This is a genomic window from Lactobacillus panisapium, from assembly GCF_019469265.1.
In the GTDB taxonomy this organism is placed as follows: Bacteria; Bacillota; Bacilli; order Lactobacillales; family Lactobacillaceae; genus Lactobacillus; species Lactobacillus panisapium.
Window position 1 is genome coordinate 925,560 of sequence record NZ_CP048268.1, and the last position, 26,127, is coordinate 951,686.

The following is a 26,127-nucleotide window of genomic DNA, read 5'->3' on the forward strand; positions in this document are numbered from 1 at the left end:
GTATACATAGATACGTATAAACTAGATTTATTAATAAAAAAATAGGAAAAATAGGCCTATGATGATAATAATTTTAGCGTTCTAATAATTACTTTTACTATAATCTTTTATAAAATATATTAAAAAAGCTTTAAAATTGACTTTAATAATTACAGATATTACGGTATAGATGTATAGGCTATGGTTAATAGAAAGGATATCTGTATGTTAGGTAAAAATAATTTTCAAGAACGATTGAAGCAAATGGAAATGCAAGATAAGCATGACCAGTATTCAATTCGTAAATTGAGTATTGGTGCAGTTTCTGTTTTATTAGGCTTTTCATTTTTCGGTATAAATGCTGAATCTGTTAAGGCAAGCGAAATTAGTCCTGAACAACAAACAAGTCAGGTTGCCACTGATTCGACTACCAAAACGGCAAATAATGTAGTAAAAGAAAATAATCATACTGACTTAAATGAAGAAAAAAGTAATAAGCCAGATTTGACAACATATTCTGGTTTAAGCTTGTTTTTTAAAGAAAGCAATGTAGATCAATCTTCAGCTTCTCAAACAAAGCAGGACAGTAAGGTGTCGAAAGTCACCCAAAAAGCTATTAATGATTCATCTGCTCCTAACCATGAAGAGACAGAAAAGAGCAATTCTTCTACTGAAGTGGCCGACTCTAAGGAAAATAATGATACAAATGACAATGCTTCTGCTAACTCTGGAACTAGTAATAGTAACCAAAAGCAAGATAAGCAAAATAAAGACGACCAAACTAATAATGATTTAGAGCAAAATAAGCTGCCAGATGATTCTTCCAATAAGCAACCGACTAAGCCGGCCAAACAACAACCTAAAGCTAACCAAAATCTAGGCTTGGTGGATATAATAGGTGATACACCGCAAGTAGAAGGCAATGTTGCTAAGGTATATAATTGGCGTCAATTTGTTAATGCCTATCAGCAAAAAAAGATTCCTGCTAATACGACAATTAACGAAATCGATATTATGAATGATATTTCAGCTGACCAAGATAATGGCACTACCGGTTTTGATTTTACAGGAAGAAAATTGCTGATTAAATCGTCTGGTTTGGGTAGACACAAAATTGATTTTAAAGGCAACCATCCTAACTTAACTTCTGCTAATTCTCTAGACTTGACCTATGAAAATTTAGAGTTATACAGTGCTGATTTCTTTGGTGTTATTGATACGGCTAATGTTGGTAATCAAAAAGAAGCAGTAATTACATTTAAAAACGTTCTTTTCCATGGTTCACAGATGGTTTATTCAAGTTCTAGAACGCACATCCATTTTGTTGGTGACCAAAACGTGGCGGAAACAATTCATTGCCCATATCCTGGTACTACTGCTTCCAATGGAGATAACCAGCAATTATTTGAGTTTACCAAATCTGATAACACAATTGATTTTGACGAAGGTAACTTTATCGGCAAAACAATTGCGGGTAACATCATTCAGATGGATGGTAGCAATAATACCGTCAACGTAGCTAAGGGTGCAACAGTCACCTTAGATCCTCGTGGTAACGCCGATGGTATTAATGCGACTAAAGCTAATCCAGCAGAAGGTACTGGAACTGTTTTTGCAATCGTAATGCGAGGCGATAAAGAAACGGTTAATGTTCAAGGCGATTTGAATATTAATATTGGTTCAGGTATCTTTTCAGATTACGATTACAAACAGGCTTCTGCCATTTATATTAATAAAACCACTAAGGGTAACACTTCCGCCTTTAATATTCTAAATGGCGGAAATGTCAAAATTAATACTAATGGTGATATTGCTGCTTTTAATAAGAGAAGAAATTTATTGTATGATGGTGGCGACATTAATATTCGACCAAGAGGTTCTTTAACCATCATTGGCCAGAACATGGGCATATATAACGATACTTTGGTTCTGATTGAAGGAACTGCTACTGTTCAAAATGGTAGTTTTGAAGCTCGACTAGAAGGAGTAGATACTGGTAGAAACGCTATTATCTTGGTGGATACTGGCCAGGGTGGTTCAATTATTGTTAATAACCCTCGTTCCTTAATATTGGATGCACATTTAAATAAGAATCCAGGAACCAGCATTATCGGGAACAATAAGATTTCAATTACTAACGTCCGCCAGGCACTTGATCTAGGTGACTTACTCAATGGGATTGGTCTTACGGGATCAATTGCGCTTCCGCCATACCATGTTTTGCAGGTTCAAAAGGGTAGTGACACACTCAACGTTAATAAAATTGAAATGTTAAATGGTAATACCAAGATTACATCTGATTATGTAAAAGAGTTAGAGAAAAAACCTGTTGTTTCAGCTATTTTAAACCAGATACCGTTCTTAAAGACAATTTTAGAAGATGCAGGTAAACAAAATTCAACTTTTGATACAGTCTTTGCTCAGGTAATTTCTAAGATTTTTGCCAATAGCTTACTTCCCGGATATAACAACGCTCGCTTTATTCCAGCTAATACAAGTGGTTTTTTGGACATAGATCCAACTAAAGTTAGTGTTGTCACCAATGAAGATGGCTCAAGAGAAGTCGTTGGTGCTCCTGGATCTGTGCTAAATTATCAAGAAAGCAAGGATGGACCCGAAAGTGATGGCTTATTCAATAAGATTCTTCCGGGCGGAACTGATGCCTATATTTTAGCTAGCCTAAAGAGTCCTAGTGGCAAAATAACTAGCTGGTTCCCGAAAAACGAACAAAATGGCAATATGATTGAGAGCCCATATGGTAAAACCGCAGATTCCGATGGAAGTCTTAAACAAAAGCAATTTGCTGCCAAAGTCAACAATGACGGTTCCTTTAGGTTAGTTTTACCGACATCAACTACAGCTAATCTTGATGAAAAAACCCAAATTTTATTGACACCGCATGCTAACTTCGTTGAATATGATCCGCTCGCTCTTGATGAAGGATCACGGCCAGTTGCAATTGACTTGAAAATTGCTTCATTAGCTAATGCGCAAAAAGAAGCGGCACAAGCAATCAAAGCAGCAATTACCCAAGCCAAAAATAATTTACCGGCAAGCCTAACTCCAGAGCAGGCCGCTGCTTTCAACCAAGCAATGGCCCAGGCAGATGCTTACACGAAACAACCAACCGAAAAGGGTTATGATGAAAATACTTCTGTATATGGGGCAAAAGATCATTTGTCCGTAAGTAGTAGGCAAAAGAAAGCGCTAGCAATAATTCAAGCGGCAATTGATACGGCTAATGCTCATGATAATTTACAAACCCAAAAGTCTAAGGCAATTGACGAATTACAATCATTAGCTAATGATCAGTCGGCTGCTTATCCATCAATTAAAGACAAAATTAACCAAGCGTTGGTAACTGCTACAAACAATATTAAGTCATCTACTACCACTGCAGATAATTTAGCTGACATTTTGGCTAGTGAAAAAGAGAATATTAACGGAGTTGTAAAATCTTATAAGAATAATTTTAAACAAGAACTGAGTGAGTCGTTAAGCAGTGTTAAAGAAGATTTAAAAGCTGCAGGGGGAGATAATAATTTAACTGAAACGCAGCAAACTGCAATTAATGGATTGATTGATGGCCAAGAAATTACTGCGGTCAAGGATGCTATCAAACGAGACGGTGCCATTGATCTAGCTCAAAATGAAGACCAAGTTAAGACCGCAGATGAACAAGCCAAAGGTAATTTAAAATTAATTCAAGATAAAATTGCGGCTATAAAATTAGTTGAGCAAGAAGCCAATAAGCAAATTGAGCAGCACAGCCAAGATGCTAGTGAGATTAAGGACGCTTTGAATCAAGCTGTTAGTGCAATTCTTGCTGGTAGTGATCACGATGGTTCTGCAGGAAGGGATGCTATTGCCAATGTCCATAATGAAAAGACACTTGCCGCTGCTAAAATCGAAATAGCTAATGCTGCCAGTGCTGCTAAACTGAAATTGCAAAACAGTGGCTTAAACGTTGATGAACAGCAGAAGTACCTAAATGCAATTGATCAAGCTGTTTTAGTTGTGACTGCTCAAAAAGATTCTCCTTCTTTTGATGAAAATAAATCAATTTATGGTAGTAACAATGATCAAGAGATAGCAAATAAAGTTATGCAGGCCAAGAATCTCTTTGAAAAGGAAGTTGCTAAAGCTGAACTTGCCGCTTATGTTAATGAGATTGAGCAGGCATTAGAAACAACTACTGCTGAAAATGACAAAATTAGCACCGAGCAAAAAAATGGTACTGCCAATATAGAATCAGTAAGCGACAAGAATGAGGATGGTTCTATTGCTGATATTGCCGAAAAAGTTTCTGCAGCCAAAGCAACTGCAAAAGAAAATATTTTAAATGAAGTTAAAATTCTCGCAAAAAAGAGACTTGAGGACAAACGTGATACTGTCTTAGATAATATTAGAAATATTTCTGGTTTAACAAGTGAGAATATTGCTAATAACGAAAAAGAAGCTAATAACTTATTAACTTCACAAGACAAAACTGGCTATAGCGATTTAATTGACACTAGTCAAGACTTTAGTGAAATAAAGACGCATATTAGTGAAGGAATTAAAGCATTAGCAGATTTGCAAGCAGCTGCTAATGAAACTGCTCAGCGCAATAATGCCATCAGTAACGCCAATAATGCAATCGTTGCTAAGCAAAATGAAGTCAATAAAAAGATTGACGAGTTAGATGTTTTAAATGATCAAGAAAAGCAGAGCTTTAAAGATCAAATTGCTGCTGCAATTGTTAGTTACAATAATGCGGTAGAAAAAACGCCAACTTCTGCTATCAGTAAGTTAGCAGATGCACTGGTTTCACAAATCGATAACATTCTTCAGGATGCAACTGGAAAAGTTTCTACCGAATTTAAGGCACAAAAAGAAGCTGCATTATCTAGTATTAGTAAGCAGGCACAAGATGCACGTGATCAAATTAGTAAAATTAGTGATGAGCAATTAAGTTCCACTAATAAAGAATATTATAATGACCTAATTAATCAAGCTGAACAGTTGGCAACAACCCAGATTAAGGCCGCACAAAATACTACAGATTTAAATGCGGCTGCAAATCAAGGAAAAGTTGATATTCAGGATGCTCTTACTAAGGCGTTAGTTGAGGCTGCAAGATCAGCAGCAATCAATGATTTGTTAACTGCCAAAAAGAAAAATGTTGCAGTAATTGAGCAAGCTTCAACTGATCATAAGATAAGTAAGGAAAGTGCACAAAAATACATTGATTCAATTACGGGCTATTATGATAAGGCTGTTGGTCTAGTTAAAAATGATACCAGTATTGTTGACATCAATTCAGACAGTACGCTGGGTATTAGTAGCATGAACAATGTTGCTAATAGTATTGCCGATGATGAAGAAGTTCAGCAACTAGCAAAGCATAAGCAAGATGCTTTGGCTGAACTTGACCGGTTGGCTAATTCTACATTAGCCGAAATTAAGGCTAATGCCTCACTGTCTGGCGTAGAAAAAGATCAGTATGAAAGCCAAATTACAGATGCACTTTCTCAAGCTAAAATAGCAATTGAGGCAGAGACTGCTATTGATGGAATTGATCGCCAAAAAGATGTTGCTAAGGCAAAATTAGCTAATATTGGTACGACAGCAGCATTCCAAGGAGCTAAAGAGGAAGCTTGGAACAAGTTAAATACTGCTAAGAGCATTGTGACTGATCAAATTAATAAGCTTGATAGCATTGATCTTCCAACTAAGAATAAGTTTTTGAAAGAGGTTCAAGATAGCTATGATAAGTCATATGCTGCAATAAAGGACCCTAATCCGGAAACGATTGAGCAAATTAAACAAAGTGCCGATGATGGGGTAACAGAGCTTAAAAACATTGTTAGTGATGTCAATGTTGCTATTGCCATCAGTCAGCAGAACTTAAATAATCACGTTGCCAAGGTAATTCAGGAAATTAATAATTCTAGCGCTCTAACAGATGATGCTAAGAAAGAAACAATTGCAAAGATTGAAGATGCTTCGGCAACTGCAATCCAAAATATCGGAAAGGCTACTTCCGAACAAGATGCCAAAAAGGCGGAAACTGACGGAGAAAATGTAATTGATAAAATTGCTGCAGAAAGTTTAGACCTTGCAGGCTCAAAAGAACAGGCGAAAGCTTCAATCGCAACAGCGGCTAATAGTGCTAAGAGCGATCTAAAAACTCAATATGATCAGTTTATTAAAGACTATAATGATTTTATTCAAAATAATCCTAATTTGACTACTGCTGAAAAAGCAGCAATTAAAGAAGATTATGATAATGCAAGTAGTGCTTACGAAAAAGCGACAAATAGCGGACAGTTAATCGATACAGCATTAACAACTGCTACGACAAAAATTGATAAAGCTAAGAATAAGTCTGAAGTAAGCGATGCATTAGTTGATGGCAACCATCAAATTACAACTATTGAACAAGAAGCATCACTAGCAATCAATAAAGCACAGGCAAAACTTAATATCAGAAAGGCCAGCGCTGATGCCCATACTAAATTAACTGATGAAAAAGATATAACTGCTTTAAACGATGTGGTTAACCAAGGTTTGGCTAACATTGATGCTGAAACTGATGCTGGACTTGTTGCTAAAGATGAAAAAAATGCGCTTAATGGCATTAACAACGTTATTTCGATTGCTAATTCTGAAAATACTAAGAAACAGCGAGAAGCTGCTTTAAATGAATTGGCTGCTATTTTAAATGGTGATCCTGAAACTGGCACGGAAGGAATTCTTAAGCAAATTGCTGATCTTTTAGATGAGAATGGAAAACAGGGATTGACTCCTGAACAAGTAGCTGCTTTCCAGCAAAAAGCACAAAATGCTTATGATACTGCAAAAGGTATTATTAGTGGTGCTGATGCAAAAGATATTGCCGGTTTAAAGGCAGAAGCAATCGCAAATATTAATCAAGCATTGATAGATGCTAAGTTGCAAGTTGCTAAAAATAAGGCAATAAATGAGCTCAATAACATTGCCGATCAGGCGCGCGATGATGCTCCCAAGGAGAAGGATGCAATTGAGCAGAGCCTAAAAGATGCAATAGCAACTATCAATCAAGCCACTGATGTCAATTCAGTTGATGCTGCTAAGTCAGCTGGTGAAAAGGCGCTTAACGGTATTGTAGCCCAAGCCAAAGATTCGGCACTGAAAAATGAAAAAGTGGCAGCTAGGGATGACCTGACTAAACAGGCCGGTAAACTCAAAGATCAAATTAGTCAATCGTGGCAAAATCATTTGATTGATCAAACACAATATGATCGCTTAACCAATCAAGTTAACGAAGCACTTACAGCTATCAATTTGGCTCTTGATGGTGCAGGCAGTATTGATGAAGTAAGACTTGCTAAAGGAAATGGGCAGACAAGTTTGGATCAGATTAAGACAGATCTTGATCAATCTGAAGCGTTAAACAAGGCCCTGAGTGATTTGGATAAGGCAAGTCAGAATGCATATCAAATCGTTGATCAGGTGGCAGCTCAAATTGGTAAGACCCCTGAAGAAATAAGTCAAATAGCTAATACAATGAAGGGTCTGATTGACAAGGAGCACGATAAGGCAGTTAACGATGTGAAGACGGCTCAAACCGGCGTAAAGCCAATTTCAACCATGAAGCAAATTGTTAAAGATGCCCAAGATGCTGTTACCAATTTGACTGATGGCTTCCAGCAGAAAAATGAGTTGATTGGCGAGTTAAATAAACATGCGGATGAAATTAAAGCAGCGCTGTCTGATCCGAGTTCCAAACTTGATCCACTTCAAATTACAGCTGGTGAAAATAAGATTGATCAGGCACTGCAAAATGGTATTTCTGCTATTCTAAAAGCAGATAAGACTGCTGATTTGCAATCATTAAAAGATAATGCAATTACAGCAATCGATAATGCTAAATTACCAAGTGATCTTTTGACTGAGAAGAACACTGCGATTGCAGCGATTAATGATTATGCCGTTCAAGCTAAGAAGACCATCGATCAAAATCAAAAATCTGATGAAAATCCGAATGGTTTGGCAAAAGAATTGATTGATTCGCTAAAAGATCAGGTTGAACAGGCTAGAAAGAAGACCATTGATCAGATTAATAACGTTAACTTAACTGCTTTAACTCCAGACAGTTTGAATGACGCCAAAGCTAATATTAGTGCAGCTTTAAACGGTAGTGTACCTGAAGGACAAGTTCCTGATTTTGGTAAAAAGGGAATTGACGTTATTGTTAATTTGACGAAACAAAAAGCAGGAGTTGTACAGGCAAAGCAAGAAGCAATTGCCAAGCTAGAAAATGAAAGAGCTGCTGCTTTAACTGCTATTATTAATTCTAATCTGTTGCCAGATGAGCAAATACCATTTAAGAATAAATTGCAACAATTATATGACAGCAGTAAGCAAGCTATTAATGATCTTACCGATTCAGATGAACAGGAAGTTAAGAAGAAGGCAGATGACATAATTGCTAATGCTGGTTTTGCCGATTTAATATCGCAGGCAAAACAGCAAGGCAATAAGTCAACTGCTCTGCGTGACCTTGTTTCTAAAAAGGCCAAAGCATCTAAAATTATTAATGCTTCTCAACTATCGCCGGATGATAAAAAAGATGCATTAGCAGAAATTGACCAACTATTTACTGCTGCTAGTGATAAGGTTAATGAAGGTAAAGACATACCAGAAGATGTTGGTAAGGAAATTGATGAATTATGGCAAAGTGGTCATAAGCCAAATGACTGGTTTGCCAAAGCAAAAGAAAATGCTCTGAGTGGATCAGATCAGATTGGCGGCTTGCAAACCGAATTTAATAAATTGACTGATGATCAGCGTAATAATGAAGCTTATAAACAATATCTTGCGGATATCAATGACGGTATTAGTGCATTTGGTCAAGCTAATACGATGGAAAACATCAATGACGCTTACGACAAAGGAATGACTGCAATTAACAAGCTTAATGCGCAGGAAGAGATTTCACGGAATCTTGAACGTGCTAAAAATGAAATTAACTCTCATCAAAGCTTGAGTCAGCAGGATAAAGATAAATTAATTGAGAAAGTAAAGGATCATGCAAAAAGCAGCCGGAATGAGATTGATAACATTGTGGCTCCAGTTGGCGATACTACAGGTAAAGCTGAGCAGATTAAATCTGCAATTGATAATTTTAAAGCCAACATTGAAAGTTATATCAATCAAGCTAAGACTCTCGCCAAAAACAATGCTGACCAAGAAATCAAGGAGACGTATCAACATGCATTAGAGCAACTGAATGAAAAGTTTGGTTCACACTCAGTTACTGCAGCTACTGCTAAAGCATATAACGATCATGAACATGTAACAGGTGACACACCTGAAGCAATTGAGGCTGATAAGCTAACTGCAATTAAGGAAATAGCTAATGCAGCAATTACGGACGCAATCAGTAGTGCACAAAAAGTTGTGGCTGAACTCAAGCATAAGGACGGATCTGATTATTCGGCTGCTGACAAGGCAATTCTTACTAAGGAAATTGCTAAGCAAGGAAAAACTTTAACTGATAATCTTGCTTCGATATCCGATCCTGAGCAAATTAAAGCACTAATTACGCAAGCAGTTAGTCATTTATCCTTAATTAGTTCTGACCCTAAGACTATTTCTGAGATTTTGCAAAACAATTATCCAAAAGATAGCAATATTAGTAATCCTGTTGTTAACCCAATAACTAATTCGGATAATAATAATCCTGAGAATAAGACAGAAGAAGTAATGTTAATGCACAATGCATACTTGTATAATGCTAATGGTCAGCGTGATAATCAAATTATTTTAGGTGCTGGCTCAATCGTTACCAGTCATGGCATTACCCGAATTAATGGTCGCGATTTCTACATTTTGGTAGATCAAGGTGCAAAACAGAAGAAGTATTACTTAGCTGTTGGTAATGTGCAATCTACTAGCCGGATTTTACGTCATAATGCATTTGTCTACAATAAGCATGGCAAACGAATTATGAGTGCAGGTATCCGTTATAAGGGCAAGCAAATTAAAACTTACGGCTCTCAAGTTACAATTAAAGGCAAGAAATACTATATTATTGCCCATAACCGCTATGTCAAAGCAGCAAATGTTGGCAGTAAGCTTATTCAAAATGCTCAAACGGCTAATGTTGCCGCATCCAGCGCTTTAACTAGCCAAAATATCATTGAAAAAAGAGTTATGCATAATTCATATCTGTATGATCAAAGTGGTATTCGAGCTAACAGATTAATTGTTTTGGCAGGCTCAAAGCTTAATTTTGAAAAACAAACGACTATCAATGGTCGTCCATTCTATCGTTTGAGTGATGGCTTGTATATTGCTGCCAACAATATTGATGGTCAAAGTGTTGCGTTAAAGCACAATGCATATATTTATAATCAACACGGAGAGCGTCAAACTAGAAGAATGCTAAGAAAGAGTCAGCAGATAAGAGTTTATGGTGATCCAATCAAGATTAATGGTCACAAATATTATATTTGCGATATCAATAAATTCGTGAAAGCTGCTAACTTCTAGTTTTAAATAAGCGATAAAAAAAGAAGTCGTAAACCGATAAAGTCGGTTTACGGCTTCTTTGTATTATAAAAATGCATGACTGGACTTAATTATGAGACTTTTTACGTAAGCCTTCGTCTTGCATTTGTCGTAAAATCTCGTATTGCTTTTTAAGGGCTTTTTCTATTTTTGAATTTCCTTTGGGCGCAAAATATTGTTTACCAGTTAATTTGTCTGGCAGGTATTGCTGAGCCACCCAGTCGCCGGAGTATGAATGCGGGTATACATAGCCAGTGCCATGTCCTAATTTTTTTGCTCCAGAATAGTGTGCATCTTTTAAATCATCAGGGATACTGCCGTAATCAGTACTTCGAACATCGTTTAAAGCGGAATCAATTGCGCTAATCGCACTATTACTTTTGGGCGATAACGACAATTCAATAACCGCACTGGCAAGAGGGATTCTCGCTTCGGGAAAGCCTAAACTTTGCGCAGCTTGAATGGCTGTAATGGCATGTTGGGCAGCAGCGGGGTTAGCAAGACCAATATCTTCATAGGCAATTACGCTAAGCCGGCGGCAGATTGAGATTAAATCGCCAGATTCAATTAAACGCGCTAAATAATGTAAAGCAGCGTCCGTATCAGAGCCGCGAATTGATTTCTGGAAAGCGGAAACTAAATCATAGTGTCCATCACCATGAGCATCAAAATTTTGACTACGCATTTGAATTGAATTAGCCATCTCGTCTTGGTTAATAGTAAAACCTTTTTCGGGATCTTTTTTAGCCATAATGAGTTCTTGCTTTGTAGAACGCACAGCTAATTCAAGTCCATTCAGGGTAGAACGAAGGTCGCCATTTCCTTTTTGAATTAATAATTGCTTGGCATCTGCAGTTAGCTTAACTTTATATTTGCCTAAGCCTTCGGTCTGATTGCTTAAAGCACGGTCAATTGCTTTAGCAACATCAGTTTCAGCAAGCGGTTTAAGTTCAAAAATTTGGCAACGTGACCTAATGGCAGGCGAAATCGAGATATAAGGATTTTCAGTTGTAGCACCAATCAAAATGATTTGACCGGATTCTAATAATGGTAAAAGAAAATCCTGCTTAACTTTGTCTAAACGATGAATCTCATCGAGCAGGAGGATTACTGTTCCGCTCATTTTACCTTCAGCTGCAACTTGTTCAAGCTGTTTTTTACTATCAGTTGCTGCATTAAGTTTACGAAAAGCGTATTTGGTTGAACCAGCAATTGCACTAGCGATACTTGTTTTACCTATGCCTGGTGGCCCATAAAGAATCATTGAGGAAAGAAGTTTGGCCTCAACCATTCGGCGAATTATCTTGCCGGGCCCGGTTAAATGTTGTTGTCCCACAACTTCATCTAAGTTTTGTGGTCGCATTCGATATGCTAAAGGTTTCATTATTTGTCTCCATGAAAAATCCGTTTCCAAAAACCGACTTTTTTAGGTTTAGTTGGTTGGCTCAGCTCCGTTTTAGGTATTTCTGGTGGATAAACTTGCGCAATTTCGATTCGCATTTTATTAATTGCTGTTTGCGCAACTACCAAAATCGCCGTATCATCTGGGCCAGTTTTAGCAGTTTCGTCACTGACAATGGTAAATGGAATGTTATTTTGACTGCATTGGGTTTCTACTTGACTTAAAAAGTCATCATTTACATTGCAGTTAATTAAAAGTGAATATTTAAGATAGTCCTGAAAGTGAGCTAAAAATAGGTCAGTTAATTTTTTATTTTCAACTTCCGCATTTGTCATTCTGACAAAAACCCGCTCACGTAGTGATCCTAAGAAGCGCCTGCGTTCATCAGGCTTTGTCTGGGGGGTGATTCCTTGTGCTGCATTGGCAACTCTGGTATTTAAATCATCGGACATTGTTTGCTTGTTCCTTTCGAGTAACAAAAAACCCTTTCCATGTAGGAAAGGGGATTTGCGGATAAAAAATTAAAGTAACTTGTTGTAGTATTCAACAACTAAAGCTTCATTAATTTCTGGTTCCATTTCATCACGTTCTGGAAGACGTACAAGTGAACCTTCCAATTTGTTGTCATCAAATGAAACAAATGATGGACGGGATGCAGCTGCTTCAAGTGCATCTTTAACTTGTTGTAAGTTCTTTGACTTTTCCTTAAGGCCAATAACTTGACCAACTTTAACTTCGTAAGATGGAATGTCAACACGTTTGCCATCAACAGTAATGTGACCGTGGTTTACTAATTGTCTAGCTTGTTCTCTAGTAGTAGCTAAGCCTAGACGGTAAACAAGACTGTCTAAACGGCATTCAAGTAAAATCATGAAGTTAGTACCGTGCTCACCTTCACGGATTTTACCAGCGCGCTTGAACAAAGTTCTAAATTGACGCTCGTTTAAGCCGTACATCCAGCGCAACTTTTGCTTTTCGTGAAGTTGCTCACCGTATTCTGACAAACGACCACGTGAATTAGGACCGTGTTGACCAGGAGCATAGTTACGACGGCTAAGTTCCTTACCAGTACCTGAAAGTGAAATACCTAATCTTCTTGAACGTTTCCAACTTGGACCTGTATATCTTGACATAAAATCCTCCAATAAAATCTGATAACAGTTTTTGGAGTAAAATATTACGTATAAGTTCAACATTCGTGCATCTTAATTTTCATTTTCGCCTGTTGCAGCGTCGGTTACTCGTTCACTTAAACGTATTAAGATGTTGACGTTCTTGTCACTTATAGCTGCAAATATTTTACAACCCCTACATTATAGCGAGCTGTTCCTACTAAATCAAGAAAAAAGTTAAATGAATACTAATTCTGTAGTAAAGTCGTCAGTACTAAATTTTTACTTGTAACGAAAATAATCGCAAAAAACTATTATATAGGTAAAATTTAGTAAAGAATTAGCTCTGATAATTCATGAACTAGATACTTCTGGCACTTCTTGAAATCAGGTTCCCACACTGGTAAAGAAGTTTGGTATAATTGGAAGTAGTTTTGGAGGAAAAATATGTCATCAACTCAGTCAATTATTGTAATAATTGCAATTTTAATCATCATTCTAATTATAGCATTTATGCTCATCGTTAATCGGAAGCAGCTGCGGGAAATAATTGAGCTTGACGACTTGATTACCAAGATTGAGAAAATGAACTTGGACGCAGACATTATCAAGCTGGATAAAATGGATCTTGCGGGAGAGAGTTTAACGACATTAACTACTTGGCGCAAAAATTATGATCAAACCACAACGAAGAAGATTCCAGAAGTTCAGGATTTGATTGAAAAGGCTGCTGAACAAAACGCTCATTATCAGCTTTTTAAGGCTAAGAAAAATATCAATCAAGCTCAGGAAGTTATGAGACCGACTTTTGATGATGCCAAAAATACTAAGGAAGTCTTTACTGAACTTTTAGAGTCAAATCGTGAAAATCAAATGCAGCTTGATGATTTAAATAAAAATTATCAGGATATGCGCAAGCAGGTTTTGGCTGATTCCTTTGAGTATGGTCAAGCATTGGACCAAATTGAAAGTGAGCTGTCCGCAATAGAAGGTGACTTTACCGAAGCCAAAAGTCTAACTGCACAAGGTGATCAAGTTGAAGCAAAAAGAGTCTTGTCAAAAATCAAGGTTGCATTAACTGGTGTGAAAACTAAATTACCAGAAATCAGACAGGCTCGTCATGAACTTGATACGGTTTTCCAGGATCAACTACGGGAAATTTCTGATTCATACAAAAAGATGATGTCGTCGAAGTATTACATTACCAAGATTGATGTACTAGCAGAAATTAAAAATGTGCGGACTGAAGTTGATGATGCGCGTAAGTTGTTACAAGATCTAAAAATCGATGAACTTAATAAGAAGATTAGTAAAATTCAAAAAGAAATTGCCAACTTATACGATGTCTTAGCGAAAGAATACAAGGCTCGTCCTTTTGTTGAGGAAAATCAGGACAAAATTCAGCGCCTTCTTTCTCACGAACAAGTTGAATCGAAAAAATTAGTTGAGAAGTTGCGTCATATTGATGAAAGTTACGAGTTAACTCACGGTGAATTAGCTGAAAGTCGGCAGTTAGAGCAAGAAGTAAATGACATGAATCGGCAATATACCGTTGATACGCAAAATATTGCTGACGGAAACGGAGTCTATTCCGATATTAAGGCTTCTTGGTTAAGCATGCTTGAGCGGCTGCGCGAAATTTCTGATAAGCAGACCAAGATGGCACAAGACGTTGATGGCTTATATGATTCCGAAAATGTTGCTAACGACTCAATCAATCGCTTTAAGCAAGAAGTTTCATTAGTATACCGCCGCTTGGAGCGGAAAAATCTGCCGGGTAATCCTGATACTTTTGTACAGATGTACACCTTGGTAGTAAATGAAATCGGTCATGTTGCTAAGGAACTTAGCGAAGTAAGAATTAACATGGAAAAAATTTCTAATGAATTAATTCAGATTTCAGATGACGTTGAACGTTTGAAAAGAGAAGCAGACGAAATTATTAACTGTGCCGATTTAGTAGAACTGACCTTGCAATATTCTAATAAGTATTCAAGTAATGAGACAATTAAAAAAGCGCAAACTAAGGCAATGGAATTGTATAGCCAAGAATTTAATTACAAAGATGCTCTTGACACCATCGCCACTGCTCTTGAAAAAGTGGAACCAGGATCATATCAACGCTTAGAAAATGCTTATTATTCAGATAAGAAAAATAACTAACCTTAAATTCGAAAAAGTACTGTATCAATGGCAAAATACGGTACTTTTTTTGTTGGCAAAGTAAAATTTTTGAACTATTCACAAAAATAGTGTTACTATTTTAGAGCAATTTTCCATCTAATATTAAGGAAGTAGCTGTTCTTTCTAACTTATCACTGCAAAAAGAGAATTATAATTTCCTTATCTAAATTGCAATTGAAGCGTTGGGGCTTTTAAGTTACAATTTATTAGTTAACAATAGCTATTTAGAGCTTTTTGAGGGGAGTAAAGTTTGTGATTTATTTTGACAATAGTGCAACGACTAAAATTGATCCGTCTGTTTTAAGTACCTATGATCAAGTTGCGCAAACCATTTGGGGCAATCCGTCAAGTTTGCACAAATTAGGTGATCGGGCGTTTCAATTATTGGAAAGCTCCCGAAAACAAATCGCTAGTTTATTAGGAACACAAACCGAGGAAATCTTTTATACTTCTGGTGGAACTGAATCTAATAATTTGGCGATTAAAGGAACGGCTTTTCAGAAAAGAAAATTTGGCAAACACTTGATAACTTCTAGTGTTGAACATGCGTCTGTCACAAATGCTTTTAATACTTTGGAGTACCTCGGCTTTCGGGTTACGCACTTGCCAGTTGATAAACAAGGGCGGGTTAATGTCAATGACCTTCGCAACGCAATTGATTCAGATACTACCTTAGTTTCAATAATGGGTGTTAATAATGAAATTGGCACTATTCAGCCAATTGATGAGATTAGCGATCTGTTAAGCAATTATCCGACTATCAATTTTCATGTAGATAATGTTCAGGCATTAGGCAAAAATATTTGGTCACGCGTATTCACCCCGCGGGTCGATTTTTCCAGTCTTTCGGCGCATAAATTCCACGGACCACGCGGTATTGGCGTTTTCTATAAAAGAGAAGGTAAGATGCTTGCACCCCTTCACGATGGTGGAGGGCAAGAAAAAGGCATGCGTTCAGGAACCGAAAATTTACCGGCAATCGCGGCAATGGCGAAAGCGATGCGTTTAGTCTTAACTGATGAAAAAGCTAAGGCTGATAAAGAAGCAGCAATTAAAGCTAAGATTGTTGATTATCTGCAGAAAAAGCCAGGAATTAAAATATTTTCACCAGTTAACGATAATTTTGCTCCGCACATTCTATGCTTTTCACTAGAAGGCATTCGGGGCGAAACACTTGTCCATACTTTGGAAGAACATGATATTTATACTTCCACAACCTCTGCTTGTGCTTCAACCAAGGTAGATGAGGCAAGTACTCTTATTGCTATGCATATTGATGATAAAATCGCGACTAGTGCCATTAGGCTGAGCTTTGATGAAACGAATACACTTGAAGAAGCGGATGAATTTATCGCGGTTTTTGACCAGATTTACCGTCACTTTGCTCGAATTAATCATTTAGGAGAATAATTTTTAATGAAATATACTGAAGTTATGGTTCGCTATGGTGAACTTTCAACTAAGGGAAAAAATCGCAAAGATTTTATTGGTCGTTTGGCTGGTAATGTTACCAAAGTATTGCGTGACTATCCACAAGTTGAGATTCACCCTAAACATGACAGAATGCACATTGTATTGAATGGTGCACCGTTTGAAGAAATAGACCAACATTTGAAAAAGGTGTTTGGCATCCAGACATATTCACCGACAATTAAGGTTGATAAAACGCTTGAGGCAATTGAAGAAACTGCTCTTGCCTTGATGAAAGAAACTTACCAAAAAGGCATGACATTTAAAGTCAATACCAAGCGTAGTGATCATCATTTTGCTTATGATACCAATGAATTAAATTTAATGATTGGTGATTATCTTTTTGATCATATGTCTGATTTAAAAGTTGAAATGAAACATCCCGATCTTGTTTTACGTATAGAGGTTCGCCAGGACGCAATCTATCTTTCAAACCAATTATTGCGCGGCGCAGGCGGAATGCCTGTTGGAACAGGTGGGCGTGCTGTTATGATGCTTTCTGGTGGGATTGATTCTCCTGTCGCATCGTATCTTGCCTTAAAACGTGGCGTTGATATTGAAATGGTCCACTTTTACAGTCCGCCTTATACGACAGAGAAGGCTTTGAATAAGGCCAAGGAGTTAACAGGAATTTTGGCTAATTATGCCGGACGAATTAACTTTATTGCTGTTCCGTTTGCGGAAATTCAAGAAATAATTAAAGAAAAAATTCCTGAAGGTTACTTAATGACGGTTCAGCGCCGCTTTATGTTGCGACTGGCTGACCAAATTCGGGCAAAAAGAAAAGACCTAGCAATTTTCAACGGTGAATCTGTTGGTCAAGTTGCTTCGCAAACGCTTGAATCAATGACGGCCATTAATGATGTAACAACGACTCCCGTATTGCGTCCCGTTGCTACGATGGATAAAACAGAGATTATCAGTTTAGCTGAAAAAATTGGAACATTTGATTTATCAATTCAACCATTTGAAGACTGTTGTACAATTTTTGCTCCACCACGTCCTAAAACTAAGCCTAGACTTGATAAGGCACGGGAATATGAAGCTCGGCTTGATGTTGATGGCTTAATTCAGCGTGCGCTTGCTGGTATTAAAGTAACGCCAATTTATCCTGACGAAAAGTTCTTGGCTGATAAAGCCGAAGAAGATACTGCACTACTTTAAAAAACATGTTATAATGCTAGCAAAGCAAAAATCAAGAGGTATTAACCTTATAAATAGAGAAAGGCCCAATGTTGGTGAAAGGCCGAATGAAGGTTAATTGGTAGCTTGATTAAGCTGGTTAGCTGAACTATTAGTAGGCTAATCCGGTAAGTTCACCGTTATCACTTTCAAGAGAAGCAAGTTTTTAACTTGCTTAACCTTAGGTGGTACCGCGGTTAAATTAGATCGTCCTAGACAATTTGTCTAGGATTTTTTTATTGGGAGAAAAATTATGTCAGATTTAGCACCTAAATATGATCCCCATGAGGTTGAAGAAGGCCGGTATCAAGAATGGCTTGATCAAGATCTTTTTAAACCTTCTGGAGATAAAAAAGCTCACCCTTATTCAATTGTTATTCCTCCACCCAATGTTACTGGTAAGTTGCATTTGGGTCATGCTTGGGATACAGCGATTCAAGACACGTTAATAAGATATAAACGAATGCAAGGTTATGACACACTCTATTTGCCCGGAATGGATCATGCCGGAATTGCTACACAGGCTAAAGTTGAGGCAAAACTGCGTAAGCAGGGCAAAGACCGTCATCAGATGGGCAGAGAAGCTTTCGTTAAGCAAGTTTGGGACTGGAAAGATGAATACGCCAATATTATTAAGAGTCAATGGGCAAAGATGGGCTTGTCACTTGACTATTCTCGCGAACGGTTCACTTTAGATGAAGGCTTGTCCAAAGCGGTTCGGCGGGTTTTCGTTCAACTATACAACGAAGGATTAATTTACCGTGGTGAATATATCATTAATTGGGATCCAGAACTGCAAACGGCACTGAGTGATATTGAAGTTATTCACCAAGACGATAAAGGTGCTTTTTATCATATTAAATATCCATTTGCCGATGGTTCTGGGTTTGTTGAAATTGCAACTACTCGTCCAGAAACCATGTTTGGTGATACTGCTGTTGCGGTAGCTCATGGAGATGAACGATACAAAGATATTGTCGGTAAAGAATTGATTTTACCACTTGTTGGCCGTCATATTCCGATTATTGAAGATCAACATGTTGATCCGGAATTTGGAACTGGTTTAGTAAAGATTACACCAGCTCACGACCCGAATGACTTTGCCGTAGGCAATCGTCACAATTTGAAGCGAATTAATGTCATGAATGATGACGGTACGATGAACGAAAATGCTGGTAAATACGAAGGCATGGATCGTTTCGAATGTCGTGAAGCAGTTGTCAAAGATTTAAAAGATCAAGGCTATTTAATTAAAGTTAAGCCAATTGTTCACTCTGTTGGTCATTCAGAGCGTTCTGGTGTTCAAGTTGAGCCTCGTCTGTCTACCCAATGGTTCGTTAAAATGAAGCCGTTAGCAGAAAAGGCATTGCAAAATCAGGAAACTGAAAATAAAGTGACATTTATACCTGAAAGATTTGAGCAGGCTTTTAAACAATGGATGGAGAATGTTCATGATTGGGTAATTTCGCGCCAGTTATGGTGGGGGCACCAAATTCCAGCTTGGTATAACAAAAAAACTGGTGAAATATACGTTGGCGAGCATGAACCAAAGGATAGCGAAAATTGGGAGCAAGACCCAGATGTTTTAGATACTTGGTTTTCAAGCGCATTGTGGCCATTTTCAACGATGGGCTGGCCTGATGAAAATTCTGCGGATTACCAACGCTATTTCCCGACAAATACTCTAGTCACTGGTTACGATATTTTGCCTTTCTGGGTTTCACGTATGATTTTCCAAAGTCTTCATTTTACCAAGAAACGTCCGTTTAAAGATGTTGTTCTCCACGGCTTAATTCGTGATGAACAAGGCAGAAAGATGAGTAAATCGCTCGGTAACGGTGTTGATCCGATGGATATTGTTGATCAATACGGCGCAGATGCTTTAAGATGGTTTTTACTTAATGGAACTGCTCCTGGCCAAGATACACGTTATAACCCTAAGAAGCTTGCTTCGGCATGGAATTTTATTAATAAAATTTGGAATGCCGCACGGTTTGTAATTATGAACTTGCCAGCAAATGCCCAGCCAGCTCATATGCCAGATACTGCCAATTTTGACCTGGCAGACAGTTGGATTTTCGACCGCTTAAATCACACTGTTAGTGAAGTTATTCGGTTGTTTGATGAGTATAAATTTGGTGAGGCTGGCCGAGAATTATACAACTTTATCTGGAATGACTTTTGTGACTGGTATATTGAAATCTCAAAGGTTGCTTTAAACAGTGAAAATGAAGAACTGAAGACAAGAAAGCAAGCTAACCTCGTTTGGATTCTTGACCAAACTTTGCGACTTTTGCACCCAATTATGCCGTTTGTTACTGAAAAGCTTTGGCTGTCAATGCCGCATGATGGTCAGTCAATCATGACTGCTAAATATCCAGAAGTACACCCAGAATTTGCTAATGAAAAAGCAAATCACGATATGGCTTTCTTAATTGAAGTGATCAAGGCTGTTCGGAACATCCGTACTGAAGTTAATGCTCCATTATCATCACCAATTGACATCATGATTCAACTTGAAGATGCCGAAAACGAACAAATTCTGACTGATAATGAAGAGTACGTTAAGAACTTTTTGCACCCAAAGAAGTTGACTATTGCAACTGAACTTGCTGCACCAAAATTAGCTAAGACAGCAGTTATTTCAGGAGCACAAATCTTTGTTCCATTAGCTGATTTGGTTAACATTGACGATGAAATCAAGCGAATGGAAAAAGAAGAAAAAGATCTGGTTAGTGAAGTTGAGCGTTCAACCAAGAAGCTGAACAATCAAGGTTTTGTTGCCCATGCTCCTGAAGCTGTTATCGACAAAGAAAAAGCTAAAAAAGCTGATTATGAAAGCCAACTTGACAGTGTTCGCCAGAGAATTGAAGAATTGAAAAAGAGTGAATAATGTGAATTTTACCAATACTCAAGATGTGATTAGTTATTTATATTCGCTACCGAAGTTTCATGAAAAAGCAGATTTATCATACATTAAAAGAACTTTGGCTGCTTTACACAATCCTCAGGATAAAGTAAAAACCGTTCATGTCACGGGCACTAATGGTAAGGGTTCAACTTGTTATTATTTAAGTAATTTGTTGCAAAAGGCTGGTCAAAAGACCGGTCTTTTTGTTTCACCCTATGTTTTCGAATTTAATGAACGAATTCAGTTAAATGGACAAAACATCAGTGATGACCGTCTCATTGATTTGGCTAATCAGATTGAAAAAGTTCTTAGCAAGATTCGTCAAACTGAACCTGACTTTGCATTAGCGACTTTTGAATATGAAGTGGCGATGGCTTTTCTTTATTTTGCTCAGGAAAAGTGCGACTTTGCCGTGATTGAAGTAGGCATCGGTGGTGAACATGACAAAACTAATGTGATTACCCCAGAAGTAAGTATCATCACAACAGTAGGGCTTGATCACGAACAAATTATTGGCCCAACACTTGAGGATATTGCTCGCGAAAAAAGTGGCATTATCAAGAAAAATCGGCCGGTAGTTTTAGGCAATATTCCCGAAGAAGTATTACAAATTATTTTAGCTAAGGCCAATGACGAAAATGCCCCTGTGAAGCTCTGGAACAAGAATTTTAGAATGGAAACTGAGCAAAATAAGGACATGATATATCGTGACGGAAACAGCACCCTATCTTTTACCGCCCGGCCTAGAGTAGAAGGAATTGATATTTCCGTGGCTGTTCGGGCTTTTAAGTTATTCAATTTGAAGTTAACTGATCTTCAAATTGAAAGAGCAATTAATGAAACTGTTATTCCAGGTCGCTATCAAATTTTGGCGACCAAACCGCTAATTATTCTTGATGGTGCTCATAATATTCAAGCAATGAAAAATCTGTTAACTTTTGCTCACGAGCAGCAGCAAAAACGGCATGGAACAATTAGAATTTTAATCATGATGATGAAAGATAAAGATTTAACAGAAGTTTTTGCTCTATTTAAACCTACTGACCGCGTCATGCTTACGACAATTGACTATCCACGGGCGGCTAAAGAAGCCGATTTTCCACCAGAAGTTCGGGGAAAATACGAATATCATTCGGATTGGCAAAAAACCTATACCCAGATGAGACAAGCTAGCCAGGCAAATGATATACTGCTAGTAACAGGTTCATTTTATTTGGTGGGCAATATCCTGCAAATGGAGGAAAAGAATGAGGATAGAAAACAGCACTGACGAAATTAATGGTGTGCTTTTTGATATGGATGGCTTACTGGTTAATTCAGAAGAATTATACTGGCAGGCGAATATTCAAGCGTCTCATGAAGCCAATTTATCAACTCCAGATGATATGTACTTAAAATTGGTTGGTTCAACTAATAATGATATGCAAAATTTTTATAATGAGTATTTTGAAAGTAATGCTCAACGTGATCAGTTTATTAAAAGAACTGATGAACTGGTGTGGCAATGGACTGACCAGGGTAAGCTGAAGCTGCGTCCGGGAGTGCAAGAAACTTTAGATTTTTTGTATGAGCGTGACATACCGATGGCTATTGTCACTAGTAATACAGAGAATGTGGTAGAGCATAATTTATGGGTGACGGGAACGCGAAATTATTTTCAGTTTCACTTAAATTATGATGACGTTTTAAAAAATTACGTTAGGCCTAAACCAGCACCGGATATTTACTTGTTGGCTGCCAAAAAGATTGGGGTTGCAAAAACTAATTTGCTGGCATTTGAAGATTCTTCACCAGGGCTGCAATCAGCGGTAAATGCTGGAATCAAATGCATGATGGTTCCAGAACTAATACCGGCTAGCAAAAAGGATCATGAAATTGCCACGTGCATTTGTAAAGACTTTTTTGCAGTTTTAAAGCAATTTCGGTGATTTTCTACGTATTTAATAGTGAAAGGAATGATTTAATGAAAATTATGAAGTCCAAGCACTATTTAATTAATACGGATATGGAATTGTTGAGTACTTTATTTGGTCAATTAAAGGAAGAGGGAATTACTGAATTTGAACAACTAATCCAAAAAATAAAAGGATTAGGGTTAAATGATTTTAACGATTTATTTAAATATTTATCGGGCGCAAATTGTCCTGAGAACATAGCTATTATAAGTGAAGATTTGCTTGAAAGATTGCGAATGGCCTCATTTGATCGTGATGATGTGTTGACTTCTAGTAATGAGGTAGGCATGTATCTGACTAATAAATTAGCCAATCGCAAGCAAGAAGAACTGTGGGCTTTTTATATTGATAACAGCAATCATATTATTGCTGAAAAATGTCTGTTTAGGGGAACTTTGGATAAATCTGTTGCACATCCACGTGAGATTTTCCGCTGGGCAGTAATATATCCTTGTGCAGGTATATTCGTAGTTCACAATCATCCCAGTGGTAACTTGATTCCTTCACAAAGTGATTTGGAATTAACCAAAATGTTGCAAAAAGCATCAGAGATGATGCATGTTGATTTTTTAGACCATTTTATTGTAGGAAAAGGGCGTTATTTAAGTATGCGCGAACACCAATTGTTTTAAGTTCGTCTTAAAGTTACACCGCAAATCTTTTTTAAATTGCACTTTATGCTATAATTATTCAAGATTTAGAGACTGCAGGAATAAGGAGAGATTTTCGTGTTTGGATTAGGAGCAAAAAACATTGGCATCGATTTAGGAACCGCCAATACGCTTGTCTATATGGAAGGCAAAGGTATTGTATTAAGGGAGCCTTCCGTTGTTGCCAAAAATACACAAACTAATAAAGTGATTGCTGTCGGTTCAGAAGCAAGAGAAATGATTGGTAGAACACCATCATCAATTGTTGCAATTCGACCAATGAAAGACGGTGTGATTGCGGATTATGATACAACCGCATCGATGCTCAAGTACTTTATTGAAAAAACAGTTGGTAACGCGAAACCTTCAGTAATGATTTGCGTTCCTTCAGGAGTAACTGAAGTAGAAAAGCGGGCTGTCATCGATGCCGCTCGTGTTGCTGGTGCTCGTGAAGCTTATGTAATTGAAGAACCTTTTGCCGCAGCTATTGGTGCCGGTCTTCCAGTAATGGACCCAACTGGCTCAATGGTTGTTGATATTGGTGGGGGAACAACTGATGTTGCTACTATTTCGTTAGGCGGGATAGTTTCTTCAACTTCAATTCGTCAAGCTGGTGATAAGTTTAATGCTGCTATTGTGAATTACGTTCACTCAAACTTTAACTTGCTTATTGGTGAACGGACAGCTGAAGATATTAAAATCCAGATTGGCTCAGCTTCGGTTGATAAAGCAAAGGATATTGAGGCAGTGAATATTCGCGGACGTGATTTAGTCACGGGTCTGCCAAAATCCGTTGATGTAAAAGCTGTCGATGTTTCTGAGGCAATTCAGGATGTTGTCCAAGATATTATTGTTGCAATTAAAGAAACACTTGAGCAAACTTCACCAGAAATTGCTGCTGATGTGATTGATCACGGAATAGTTTTAACTGGTGGTGGCGCACTGCTTAAGAACTTACCAGATGTAATTTCAGAAGCTACTAAAGTTCCTGTCTTTATTGCCCAAGATCCGCTTGACTGTGTTGCAATCGGCACCGGCGAGTCTCTTAAAAATATCGAAGTAATGCGTAGAAGTCGCAGATAATATTAAAAGTCGGCTGTTTATGCCGGCTTTTCTTTAGGGATCAATTCCAGATGAAGAAGTTTCTACAAAACAAAAAATTATTATCAGTTTGTATTGCCGTTATCGTGATTTTTTCAATCATTGGCGGATCTGTAAGCTTGCGGAATAAAAGAAGCACACCATTAGTTGTTCAAAGCTTTGGCAATGATATTGTTGCTGTAGGAGCAAGAATTGTTGATTTTCCAATTGGACTTGTCTCTGGCAGTTTTAACACGGTTCATGACTTACTAAATACACAAAATGAAAATAATTATCTGAAAAGTCGGGTAACAGAGTTAGAACAAACGAAGACACGGAATGCCAGTCTAGAGGCTGAAAATCGTCAATTAAAAGAAGCGTTAAAAGTGAAGAAGACTCTAACCGACTTTGATATGATTAATGCTTCTGTGATTTCTCGTTCACCTGATAGTTGGACAGATTTACTTGTGATTAATAAAGGTGCAACTGCTGGCCTCAAGAAAAATATGGCGGTTATGTCTGGTGGCGGTGTTATCGGTCGGATTATTGAAGTCAGTGCAGCTTCAGCAAAGGTTGAATTGATTACTGCGACTGATAAGTCTGCTAACCGGTTTGCTGTCGAAGCAGAAGCAACCAATGGCAAAAAGGTTCATGGCATAATTACTGTTATTGGCAATAAAACTTTAGCTTTCACTCAAGCAATTGATAGCAAAAAGCTAAAACAGGGGACTAAAATTTATACCAGTGGAATGGGTGGTAATTCTCCTAAGGGATTATTAGTTGGTAAAGTAGCAACTACGACTCATGATTCCTTTGGCTTATCAGATTTAATTAGAATAGACCCAGCTGGTGAATTGAACGATCCGTCTGTTGTAACCGTTATTAAAAGGACGGTGACGGATTAATGCGTTCTTTACGAAAATTTACGCTGGCTCTATGGTTATTTGTGGCCTTAGTTTTAAATGGTAGTCTATCAATGTACTTGCATCCTTTTTTCAACGTGGGTGTAAATCAACTAATGCCGATTGGGATGATGTTGATTGCCTTATTTGATGACACTAATTCCAAAGAATTATGGTTAGCCATAGGAGCAGGTGTAATTAGTGACATTTACTTTTTTGGTGTTTTAGGACTTTATTCTGTTTGCTTGCCTTGTGTGTGCTGGCTATTGCAAAAGGTTGCACGGTTCTTTCCCGAAGTTTTTTGGGTAAGGCTGATAGCAGTCTTACTAGGTACAATATTAATTAATAGTTATAATTGGTTAGTTTTGAACTTAATGGGTATCAGCAACATTTCCGTTTCTGCATTACTTGGCAGTTTTTTGCCAACTATTGGTTGGTCACTTGTATTTGCAGTAGTTACGTATAAAATTTGGGGCAGTCTAGCTGATAATTTTCCATTTATGGTAAAACTCGAAAATTATCAAAATTAAAAAACGTGAGAAATTATTTCTCACGTTTTTTATTCGAAAATTCCCAGGCCCATTAAAACGTTAACTAAAACAGCCGCTAAGGTTATAATTGCCATTAGCCAAGCCATGAAGATAGTTAATCTTTCAAAACCTGATTTTTTCTTTTTGTGTTTCCGTGCCATTACTAGACCTCCTATTTGAACAATATTTTATTCTACTTAATGGTTTTTTTCAAACAGCTATTAAGCTAAA

15 protein-coding genes are annotated in these 26,127 nt (G+C 37.5%); 11 read left to right on the forward strand and 4 right to left on the reverse strand.

Annotated features, from left to right (window positions below; genetic code table 11):
• The first annotated feature begins 180 nt into the window (after positions 1–180).
• Positions 181–10,500, forward strand: a complete 10,320-nt coding sequence (locus GYM71_RS04410) for an SLAP domain-containing protein (protein WP_220221062.1) — start codon at positions 181–183, stop codon at positions 10,498–10,500.
• Between the two features lie 85 nt (positions 10,501–10,585).
• Here the strand turns inward: GYM71_RS04410 and GYM71_RS04415 are convergent, their stop codons facing one another.
• The 3 genes from GYM71_RS04415 to rpsD all read right to left on the reverse strand — a co-directional run bounded on the left by GYM71_RS04415 (position 10,586) and on the right by rpsD (position 13,053).
• Positions 10,586–11,902: a replication-associated recombination protein A gene (locus tag GYM71_RS04415; RefSeq protein WP_220221063.1), complete on the reverse strand. Its 1,317-nt coding sequence runs from the start codon at positions 11,900–11,902 to the stop codon at positions 10,586–10,588.
• A complete protein-coding gene (locus GYM71_RS04420) occupies positions 11,902–12,372 on the reverse strand; it encodes a YueI family protein (protein ID WP_220221064.1) in 471 nt (156 codons plus the stop codon). Before GYM71_RS04420 ends, GYM71_RS04415 begins: the two co-directional genes overlap by 1 nt.
• 69 nt (positions 12,373–12,441) lie before the next feature.
• A complete protein-coding gene (gene rpsD, locus GYM71_RS04425) occupies positions 12,442–13,053 on the reverse strand; it encodes a 30S ribosomal protein S4 (RefSeq protein WP_103751508.1) in 612 nt (203 codons plus the stop codon).
• Positions 13,054–13,479: 426 nt separating this feature from the next.
• Here rpsD and ezrA point away from each other — a divergent pair, with 426 nt between their 5' ends.
• The 10 genes from ezrA to mreD all read left to right on the forward strand — a co-directional run bounded on the left by ezrA (position 13,480) and on the right by mreD (position 25,896).
• Positions 13,480–15,195 (forward strand): septation ring formation regulator EzrA, encoded by a 1,716-nt coding sequence (ezrA, locus tag GYM71_RS04430; protein ID WP_220221065.1) that lies wholly within the window; start codon positions 13,480–13,482, stop codon positions 15,193–15,195.
• A 273-nt stretch (positions 15,196–15,468) separates the two neighbouring features.
• Positions 15,469–16,626, forward strand: a complete 1,158-nt coding sequence (locus tag GYM71_RS04435; protein ID WP_220221066.1) for a cysteine desulfurase family protein — start codon at positions 15,469–15,471, stop codon at positions 16,624–16,626.
• A 6-nt stretch (positions 16,627–16,632) separates the two neighbouring features.
• On the forward strand, positions 16,633–17,850 hold the full coding sequence (thiI, locus tag GYM71_RS04440; RefSeq protein WP_220221067.1) for a tRNA uracil 4-sulfurtransferase ThiI: 1,218 nt from the start codon (positions 16,633–16,635) through the stop codon (positions 17,848–17,850).
• A gap of 271 nt (positions 17,851–18,121) precedes the next feature.
• Positions 18,122–20,761, forward strand: a complete 2,640-nt coding sequence (locus GYM71_RS04445; RefSeq protein ID WP_220221068.1) for a valine--tRNA ligase — start codon at positions 18,122–18,124, stop codon at positions 20,759–20,761.
• Position 20,762: 1 nt separating this feature from the next.
• Entirely contained in the window at positions 20,763–22,049 is a 1,287-nt protein-coding gene (locus GYM71_RS04450; protein WP_220221069.1) for a bifunctional folylpolyglutamate synthase/dihydrofolate synthase, read from the forward strand.
• Complete coding sequence (locus GYM71_RS04455) at positions 22,027–22,707, forward strand: HAD family hydrolase (protein WP_220221070.1); 681 nt, start codon at positions 22,027–22,029, stop codon at positions 22,705–22,707. The genes GYM71_RS04450 and GYM71_RS04455 overlap by 23 nt, the downstream gene beginning before the upstream one ends.
• A 35-nt stretch (positions 22,708–22,742) precedes the next feature.
• A complete protein-coding gene (locus GYM71_RS04460; protein WP_103751515.1) occupies positions 22,743–23,366 on the forward strand; it encodes a JAB domain-containing protein in 624 nt (207 codons plus the stop codon).
• Between the two features lie 96 nt (positions 23,367–23,462).
• Positions 23,463–24,467, forward strand: coding sequence for a rod shape-determining protein (locus tag GYM71_RS04465; protein ID WP_103751516.1), 1,005 nt, complete (start codon positions 23,463–23,465; stop codon positions 24,465–24,467).
• A gap of 50 nt (positions 24,468–24,517) precedes the next feature.
• Positions 24,518–25,369 carry a rod shape-determining protein MreC gene (gene mreC / locus GYM71_RS04470; protein WP_220221071.1) on the forward strand — a complete coding sequence of 284 codons (852 nt, stop codon included), beginning with the start codon at positions 24,518–24,520 and terminating at the stop codon, positions 25,367–25,369.
• Positions 25,369–25,896, forward strand: a complete 528-nt coding sequence (gene mreD, locus GYM71_RS04475) for a rod shape-determining protein MreD (protein ID WP_220221072.1) — start codon at positions 25,369–25,371, stop codon at positions 25,894–25,896. The genes mreC and mreD overlap by 1 nt, the downstream gene beginning before the upstream one ends.
• A gap of 29 nt (positions 25,897–25,925) precedes the next feature.
• On the opposite strand, the gene GYM71_RS04480 is transcribed toward mreD, so the two are convergent.
• Positions 25,926–26,057: a DUF4044 domain-containing protein gene (locus GYM71_RS04480; protein WP_103751519.1), complete on the reverse strand. Its 132-nt coding sequence runs from the start codon at positions 26,055–26,057 to the stop codon at positions 25,926–25,928.
• Positions 26,058–26,127: the final 70 nt, after the last annotated feature.